Genomic DNA, 7643 nt, shown 5'->3' with positions numbered 1-7643 from the left:
CTTCGGCAAGGTCAGCCGGCTCGTGCACCGCGCCAAACCCCCTGGGTAATTACCACCTGAGATTAGGAGGGACCAATTTATGATTTTGCCGAGCTGAGAGCGCACAGTAAAAACCCCCCGACAATTGCTTATCGGGGGGTTCTGCCATACTTGGCCTGAAAGTCCAGTCTTAGATTGTCTCTATAGACCGCTTCATATGTTCCTCCTTGGCAAGAGGCGCCGCCGGTGCCTTGTCAAGGTCGCCACGGCGCGATCTTACGTCGCAAGGGTCATCCTGCGACAGGGCAACGATAACGCGGTGAGTTTACAAATGTTCACTCGGCCCGGCGGTTGATACGGCGGGCCGGTGAATTTGCCGTGGCTGCTGCCCATTCGCAACATCCACATAGGGCGGTAGATGGGAGATCGCCCGCCAACCGGCAACGGCTGCAAATTCACCAAACACACGTAATTTTCCACGCGGCAGATCATCACATGGAGCAATGGCGCCACCTCAACGCTTTTCGGTGAGCTTGCTGCATAATACCGGGTAGTCGAGGCGGGCGAGCGCGCTCACCAAGCGGGGTACCACCTTCGTCTCGCGGTAGAGCGCCACCAGCACGGTGTAGACCGGCAGCTCCGTGTCCGGCACGGGCGCGGGATCCGGCAGCGGATCGGGACGCAGCAGCGGGGCGGCGAGGCGGAAGACGATCACCGAGAGGACCGTGAAGTTGATGAGCGCCAGGGCGGCGAGGTGCAGCCAGGGGGCGGCGTCGACGAGGAGCAGGGCCGCCGCGACGCCGAGCAGCAGGACGAGGATCTGCGCCGGATGCAAGCCCGGGCGGTAGGCCCAGTCGGGCGCGCGCACCTCCAGCGCCTCGGCGGCCCGGGCGGCGGCGCGGGGACCGGCGGTCGCGAGCACCGCGGCGGCGAGCGCCGCCGGCGTGGTGAGGACGGCACCGGGCGGGGCGCCGGCCGAGAGGAGCACCCCCACCGCCCCGGGCGGCGGGGCCAGGTAGATCTCCCCTCCGAGCCCTACGGCGGCGCCGAGGCGGATGTCGTCGGGAAAGCGCGCCTCGGGATGCAGGACGAGGCCGGCGCCGCGGAACGGCCGGCCCAGCGCCCGGGCGAGGGCGGCGTAATAGTCGGCCTCGCTCATCAGGCCGGCCCGCAGCAGGGCCGCCGCCGGCTCCGTGCCCGATTGGCCCGCCAGGAGGGCGGCGTCGCGGATGAGGCTGAGGTCGACGCCCTGGCCGAGCAGGAAGGCGAGCTCGCCGGGCAGGACGACCGCGGTGCCCTTCGGAGACCGGATCTCGACGAACATCTCGGGCCCCCGACGATGCCGGCTCCCCCGGACGGGGGTTCGTGGTAGGAGAGCCTATGGCTCTCCCCATCCTCGCGACAGCGTCGCGCTTCTCCGGCCGCGGATTCTTCGCGAATGTGGCACGGGTGCCGCAGCGTCAGATGCGCCGCGTGGCGGCGTCCTTGCTGATGCTCGCGGCGGTTCCGGCCACCGCCGCGGAGGCGGTGACGATCCCGAACTTCTGGAATCCCCGCGCCCGGCTGGAGCGGCCCGAGCCGCCGCAGACCACGCGGCCGGTGCGCTTCCTCACCGACGACGAGTACCCGCCGCTGCACTTCGCCGGGCCGGACGGCAACCCGACGGGGTTCTCCGTCGAGCTCGCCCGGGCGGCCTGCGAGAAGCTCGGCCTGACCTGCACCGTGCAGGTGCGCCGCTTCGACACGCTGCTCGACGCGCTCCAGGCCAACCAGGGCGACGTGGTGGCGGCCGCGATCCCGCTCACCGCATCCCTGAGGGCCGGCCACCGGGCGACCCGGCCGTATTTCCGCTGGCCGGCCCGCTTCGTGGTGCGGGGCGACAGGAGCCTGCCGGCGCCCGACGTGAAGGTGCTCGCCGAGCATCCCACCGGCGTCGTCTCGGGCACCGCGCACGAGGCCTACCTGCGCACCTTCTTTCACGTGACCCCGAAGACCTACCCGGATCTCGGTACCGCCGAGGCGGCCCTGCGCCGCGGCGAGATCGAGTACCTGTTCGGCGACGGGCTGGCCCTGGCTTTGTGGATCGGCGGCACGGAGGCGGCAGGATGCTGCGCCTTCTCGGGCGGCGACTACCTGGAGAACCGCTACTTCGGCGAGGGCACCGCCTTCGTCACCCGCAAGGAGGACGAGGCCCTGGCCCGCGCCCTCGACGACGCGCTCCAGCGCCTGTGGGACGAGGGCAAGTACGCCGAATTGTACCTGCGGTTCTTCCCGGTCAGCCCGTTCTGAGCCGCGGTCGTCAGGTCTTCCGCGGCACGAACGGATGCGTGCTCGACAAGCCACCATCCACCGCGAGCGCCTGGCCGTTGACGTAGGAGGCCTCGTCGCTGGCCAGGAACACGCAAGCGGCGGCGATCTCCTCGGGGGCGCCCGCCCGGCGCGAGGGGTTGAGCTGGCCGATACGGTCCGCCTTGCCCTTGGCCCGGGCCGCGGCGAACAGGCCCGCCGTCATGCCGGTCTCGATCAGGCCGGGGCAGACCGCGTTGATCCGGAGTCCCGAGCCCGCGAAGGCATCGGCGGCGGTCTGGACCAGGCTGATCACCCCGGCCTTGCTGGCGCTGTAGGCGGCGCCCGCCGCGTTGGCCCTGAGGCCCGCGACGGAGGCGGTGCAGACGATCGCTCCGCCGCCGTGGCGCAGGAGCAGGGGACCGCCATGCTTGATCGCCAGGAACGCACCGATCAGGTTGACCCGCAGGACCTCCTCCCAGAGATCCACGCCCTGCTCGGTGAACGGTACCGTGCCGCCGCCGATCCCCGCATTGGCGTGGATGGCGTCGAGCCGGCCGAAGGCCCGCTCGGCGGCCGCGAGGAAGCCGGTCACGTCGGCTTCGCGGCCGGCATCCGCCGTGAGCGCCAGGGCCCGGCCGCCCTCCGCCGCGATCATCGCCGCGGTTTCCTCGGCACCGGCCGCGTCGCGGTCGACCACCGCCACGGCCGCGCCCTCGCGGGAAAACAGCAGGGAAGAGGCGCGGCCGATGCCGCTGCCGGCGCCGGTGACGAGGACGGCCTTGTTCGTGAAGCGTGCCATCGCGCCTTCCTCACGCGACCGTGTAGCCGCCGTCGATCACCAGCACCTGCCCGGTGTGGTAGGCCGACGCGCCGCTCATCAGGTAGACGGCGATGCCGCCGAAATCCTCCGGCCGGCCGAAGCGGCGGGCGGGGATGCGCGGCAGGTTGAAGGTCACGAACTTCTCGTTCGCCATCAGGCCCGCGGTCATGTCGCTCTCGATCCAGCCCGGAAGGATCGCGTTCGCGGTCACGCCGTGGCGCGCGAGTTCGACCGCTAGCGCCCGCACCATCGCGTTGAGCGCGCCCTTGGTGGCGCCGTAATGCTCGTTGCGGGCCGCCCCCAGGAGCGAGGCGACGCTGGAGGTGGCCACCAGCCGCCCGAAGGCGTCGCCGCTACCGGCGCGCTCGGCCATGTGCCGGGCCGCGACCTGGAAGCTCGCGACCACCCCGTCGAGGTTGACCGCGAAGGTCCGCCGCCATTCCTCCGCGTCCCGCTCCAGGAACGAGCGCCGCCCGCCGCCGGCCACTCCCGCATTGGCGAACATGCCGTCGACCCGGCCGAAGCGCGCGAGCGTCGCGTCGAAGGACCGTTGTACCGCCTCCGGATCGGCGACGTCGCAGATCTCGGCCGCAACCGGGCTGCCCATGGCAGCGAGACGTTCCAGGGCGTGCCGGTTCTTGGCCTCGTCGCGGCCCCAGATCGAGACCGCGCAGCCGGCCCCGGCCAGGGCCTCCGCCATCCCGAGCCCGATGCCGCCATTGCCCCCGGTGACCACCGCCACCCGGCCGGTGAGATCGAACAAGCCCGCCATGAATCCTCCCCGGACCGCCCGTCTCGTCGACGCCGCGGGCGCGGGTCCCAGCATCGGAGAATCGCCATGACTGGGCAAGTGATGGTTCGAAAGCCCGGAATGGGACGGCAAAAGTCGCATTTTTTGGACAGTCGGAAGGGGCGGTATGCCGGCGGGCCTCATCGGCGGCCGCGTCTCCCATGCATGTCACGCATCGGCTCGGCGCGCTTGCATCCGCCCGCCTCAGGCCAAATCTTGAACGCCAGCAGGGGACACGCACTCACACCCGGGGCCCGCCGATGCCGCCACTCTCCATCCTCGATCTCGCGCCGATCCCGCAGGGGTCCACGCCCGGCGACGCGCTGCGCAACACCCTGGATCTCGCGCAGCACGCCGACCGGTGGGGCTTCACCCGCTACTGGGTGGCCGAGCACCACAACATGACCGGCATCGCCAGCGCCGCGACCTCGGTGGTGGTGGGCTACATCGCCGGGGGCACGCACCGGATCCGGGTCGGGGCGGGCGGCATCATGCTGCCGAACCACTCGCCGATGGTGATCGCCGAGCAGTTCGGCACGCTGGCCGAGCTCTATCCAGGCCGCATCGACCTCGGGCTCGGGCGCGCGCCCGGTACCGACCAGCGCACCTTGCGGGCGCTCCGCCGCGACCCCGCCGCCTCGGACCACTTCCCGCAGGACGTGCTCGAGCTCCAGACGCTCCTCGGGCCCCTCGATGCCGGCCGGGTGATCCAGGCGGTGCCGGGCACGGGCACCAACGTCCCGTTGTGGATTCTCGGCTCCAGCCTGTTCGGCGCGCAGCTCGCCGCGATGCTCGGCCTGCCCTACGCCTTCGCGTCGCATTTCGCGCCCGACGCCCTGATGCAGGCGCTGGAGGTCTACCGCGCCCGCTTCGAGCCCTCCGCGCAGCTGGCCAAACCCCACGCGATGGTCGGCGTCAACGTGATCGCGGCGGAGACCGACGGCGAGGCGCGCCGCCTGTTCACCTCGGCGCAGCAGGCTTTCACCAACATCTTCCGCGGCACCCGCGGCCAGCTGCCGCCGCCGATCGACGACATCGAGACCTACTGGTCGGGCCACGAGAAGGTGCAGGCCTCAGGGATGCTGGCCTGCTCGGTGGTCGGCTCGCCCGAGACGGTGCGCCAGGGCCTCGACGCGATCGCGGCCCGCACCGGGGCCGACGAGCTGATGGTCGCTGCCGCGATCTACGACCACCGGGCTCGCTTACGCTCCTACGAGATCCTGGCCGACATCATGGCCGGTCCGCAGACGGTCGGCGCGCCGGGGCGCGAGCCCGCCCACGCATAACGAATCGTCTCGCGTTGACCCTCGGAAGCGCGGCCCATAGGGTGCCGGGCTTCCTTCCACGCTCACCGGAAGGCCGCGTCCGGCGCGGCCTCGACAGGCAATGTCCGCATTCAGCATCGATCCCGCCCTGGCGGAGGCCGCCGCCTCCGCGTCTGCCTGGCCCTTCGAGGAGGCGCGCAAGCTCGTCGCCCGGCTGGAACGGACGGGCAAAGGCGAGGTGCTGTTCGAGACCGGCTACGGCCCCTCGGGCCTGCCGCATATCGGCACCTTCGGCGAGGTCGCCCGCACCTCGATGGTCCGCCACGCCTTCCGGATGCTGACGAACGATTCCGTGCCGACCCGCCTCGTCGCCTTCTCGGACGACATGGACGGGTTGCGCAAGGTGCCGGACAACGTGCCGAACAAGGCGCTTCTGGCGGAGAACCTCAACAAGCCGTTGACCGCGGTGCCGGACCCGTTCGGCACCCATGACAGCTTCGGCGCTCACAACAACGCCGAGCTGCGCCGCTTCCTCGACTCGTTCGGCTTCGACTACGAGTTCCTGTCGGCCACCGAGTGCTACCGCTCGGGCCGATTCGACGCCACGCTGCTGCGTGTGCTCGAGCGCTACGACGCGGTGATGGGGGTGATGCTCCCGTCACTGCGTGCGGAGCGCTCCGCCTCCTACTCGCCGTTCCTGCCGCTCCACCCGGTCACCGGGCACGTGATGCAGGTGCCGATCGACGAGGTGAAGGTCTCGTCCGGCACCATCGTATGGCGTGATCCGCAGACGGGCGAGGCCTACGAGACCCCGGTCACCGGCGGCCATGCCAAGCTGCAATGGAAGCCCGACTGGGCGATGCGCTGGGTCGCGCTCGGCGTCGATTACGAGATGGCCGGCAAGGACCTGATCGATTCGGTCAAGCTCTCTGGCCAGATCGCGCGGGTGCTCGGCGCCGAGCCGCCCGAGGGCTTCAACTACGAGCTGTTCCTCGACGAGAAGGGCCAGAAGATCTCGAAGTCGAAGGGCAACGGGCTCACCATTGACGAGTGGCTGGCCTATGGCACACCCGAGAGCCTGGCCTTGTTCATGTACAACAAGCCGCGCGAGGCCAAGCGCCTGCACTTCGACGTCATTCCCCGCCACGTCGACGACTACCTGTCGTTCCTGGAGAAGTTCCCGGGCCAGGAGCCGAAGCTGAAGCTCGGCAACCCGGTCTGGCACCTGCATTCCGGGGAACCGCCGGCGCCGGAGCGGGTGGGGGAGGGCGGGGCGATCCCGTTCGCGATGCTGCTCAACCTTGTGGCCGTGGCCAATGCCGAGGACCCGGCGGTGCTGTGGGGCTTCATCCGCCGCTACGCGCCCGAGGCCTCGCCCGAGACGCATCCGCGCCTCGACCGGCTGGTCCACCACGCCGTGCGCTACTTCCGCGACTTCGTGCGCCCGGCCAAGACCTACCGCGCGCCGAGCGAGGCGGAGGCGGCAGCCCTGCGCGATCTCTCCGACACGCTCGCGACGCAAGGAGGCTCCACCGACCCCGAGGCGTTGCAGGCGACGGTCTACGAGGTCGGGCGGCGCCACTTCCCCGACCTGTCGGGCAAGTCGAAGAGCCCGGACGGGCGTCCCGGCGTGTCGCAGACGTGGTTCACCACGCTCTACGGCATCCTGCTCGGCGAGGCCCGAGGCCCGCGCTTCGGCTCCTTCGTCGCCCTCTACGGGGTCGAGGAGACCCGCGCGCTGATCGCCCGCGCCCTGTCGGGGGCGCTCGCCGAGGAGCATGCGGCGTTCCTGGAGAGCCGCAGCACGCCCGAAGCGGCTTGACCGTCCTTCCGCCCCCGCCCTGCGGCGGGGGCGGCTCCCACGTTGTCCCCACCCATCCACCGGTTTACCTTGGCAGCAGGGAATCAGAGGTGGTATGGAACAGAACAGGAACAAACGCCCCGGGACACCGCCATGCGCGCCGTGATGCCGCTCCTTCTCGTCGTCCTGTCGGGGCCGGGCCAAGTGACCGAGAGTCATGCCATCGAGGTGGCGCGGCCGGCCCGCGAAGCGGCGGCGATCGCGCGGCTGAAGGGCTGCTTGGCGCGGGAATCCGCCGCCGCGCGGATTCGCCACGAGACGCCCGAGCATTTCGCCGTGCGGGCCCAGCATATCTGCCTGCCGGCCAAGCGCGACGCCGCGCGGGCGAAGGCGGTGGCCCTCGTCGCCGCCGGCTTCACCGAGGCGCCCGACCTCGTCGGCGCCGTCGAGCAGCTGCTCTCCGACCACGAGCGCGAGACGGCGGAGGCCTATGCCCGCAGCCTCGGGCGCCGGCGCGTCGCAGGAACGCCTTGAGGCACCCCCTGAGACGACGCCGGACTTGATCAACCGGCGCTAACCCTCTAAGCGGGCCGCGCCTTCCGCCCGGCTGCACGTCGTGGGCGGGCTTGCCGCAGGTGATGGATATGGCCAAGGAAAAGTTTTCGCGGACGAAGCCGCACTGCAACATCGGGACGATCG

General features: G+C 70.7%; 7 protein-coding genes. 4 read left to right on the top strand and 3 right to left on the bottom strand.

Annotated features, from left to right (window positions below; translation table 11 throughout):
- Nucleotides 1–493: 493 nt before the first annotated feature.
- A complete protein-coding gene (locus tag MFF64_RS36065; protein ID WP_099906632.1) occupies nucleotides 494–1303 on the bottom strand; it encodes a hypothetical protein in 810 nt (269 codons plus the stop codon).
- 140 nt (nucleotides 1304–1443) lie between these two features.
- Between MFF64_RS36065 and MFF64_RS36060 the strand changes: the two genes are divergently transcribed.
- On the top strand, nucleotides 1444–2268 hold the full coding sequence (locus tag MFF64_RS36060) for a transporter substrate-binding domain-containing protein (RefSeq protein WP_099906634.1): 825 nt from the start codon (nucleotides 1444–1446) through the stop codon (nucleotides 2266–2268).
- A 10-nt stretch (nucleotides 2269–2278) separates the two neighbouring features.
- Here MFF64_RS36060 and MFF64_RS36055 read toward each other — a convergent pair whose 3' ends face one another.
- The gene (locus MFF64_RS36055) at nucleotides 2279–3067 is read right to left on the bottom strand and encodes an SDR family NAD(P)-dependent oxidoreductase (protein WP_099906630.1); all 789 of its coding nucleotides are present in this window, start codon (nucleotides 3065–3067) and stop codon (nucleotides 2279–2281) included.
- 10 nt (nucleotides 3068–3077) lie between these two features.
- The gene (locus MFF64_RS36050) at nucleotides 3078–3860 is read right to left on the bottom strand and encodes an SDR family NAD(P)-dependent oxidoreductase (RefSeq protein WP_099906628.1); all 783 of its coding nucleotides are present in this window, start codon (nucleotides 3858–3860) and stop codon (nucleotides 3078–3080) included.
- 278 nt (nucleotides 3861–4138) lie between these two features.
- On the opposite strand from MFF64_RS36050, the gene MFF64_RS36045 reads away from it, so the two are divergent.
- The 3 genes from MFF64_RS36045 to MFF64_RS36035 all read left to right on the top strand — a co-directional run bounded on the left by MFF64_RS36045 (nucleotide 4139) and on the right by MFF64_RS36035 (nucleotide 7478).
- On the top strand, nucleotides 4139–5164 hold the full coding sequence (locus MFF64_RS36045) for an LLM class flavin-dependent oxidoreductase (RefSeq protein ID WP_099906627.1): 1026 nt from the start codon (nucleotides 4139–4141) through the stop codon (nucleotides 5162–5164).
- 100 nt (nucleotides 5165–5264) lie between these two features.
- Nucleotides 5265–6965: a lysine--tRNA ligase gene (locus MFF64_RS36040; protein WP_099906625.1), complete on the top strand. Its 1701-nt coding sequence runs from the start codon at nucleotides 5265–5267 to the stop codon at nucleotides 6963–6965.
- Between the two features lie 132 nt (nucleotides 6966–7097).
- The gene (locus tag MFF64_RS36035) at nucleotides 7098–7478 is read left to right on the top strand and encodes a hypothetical protein (RefSeq protein ID WP_099906623.1); all 381 of its coding nucleotides are present in this window, start codon (nucleotides 7098–7100) and stop codon (nucleotides 7476–7478) included.
- Nucleotides 7479–7643 lie beyond the last annotated feature (165 nt).

Origin of the sequence: Methylobacterium frigidaeris, from assembly GCF_022179185.1 — a bacterium.
GTDB classification, from domain to species: Bacteria; Pseudomonadota; Alphaproteobacteria; order Rhizobiales; family Beijerinckiaceae; genus Methylobacterium; species Methylobacterium frigidaeris.
The sequence above is the reverse complement of the archived record's forward strand: the minus strand, read 5'-3'. Positions and strand labels throughout refer to the sequence as shown.

Excerpts from the sequence above, each read along its gene's own strand:
- MFF64_RS36050 (WP_099906628.1), bottom strand. The coding sequence starts at position 3,860 with ATGGCGGGCTTGTTCGATCTCACCGGCCGGGTGGCGGTGGTCACCGGG.
- MFF64_RS36055 (WP_099906630.1), bottom strand. The coding sequence starts at position 3,067 with ATGGCACGCTTCACGAACAAGGCCGTCCTCGTCACCGGCGCCGGCAGC.
- MFF64_RS36040 (WP_099906625.1), top strand. The coding sequence starts at position 5,265 with ATGTCCGCATTCAGCATCGATCCCGCCCTGGCGGAGGCCGCCGCCTCC.
- MFF64_RS36035 (WP_099906623.1), top strand. The coding sequence starts at position 7,098 with ATGCGCGCCGTGATGCCGCTCCTTCTCGTCGTCCTGTCGGGGCCGGGC.
- MFF64_RS36060 (WP_099906634.1), top strand. The coding sequence starts at position 1,444 with ATGCGCCGCGTGGCGGCGTCCTTGCTGATGCTCGCGGCGGTTCCGGCC.
- MFF64_RS36045 (WP_099906627.1), top strand. The coding sequence starts at position 4,139 with ATGCCGCCACTCTCCATCCTCGATCTCGCGCCGATCCCGCAGGGGTCC.
- MFF64_RS36065 (WP_099906632.1), bottom strand. The coding sequence starts at position 1,303 with ATGTTCGTCGAGATCCGGTCTCCGAAGGGCACCGCGGTCGTCCTGCCC.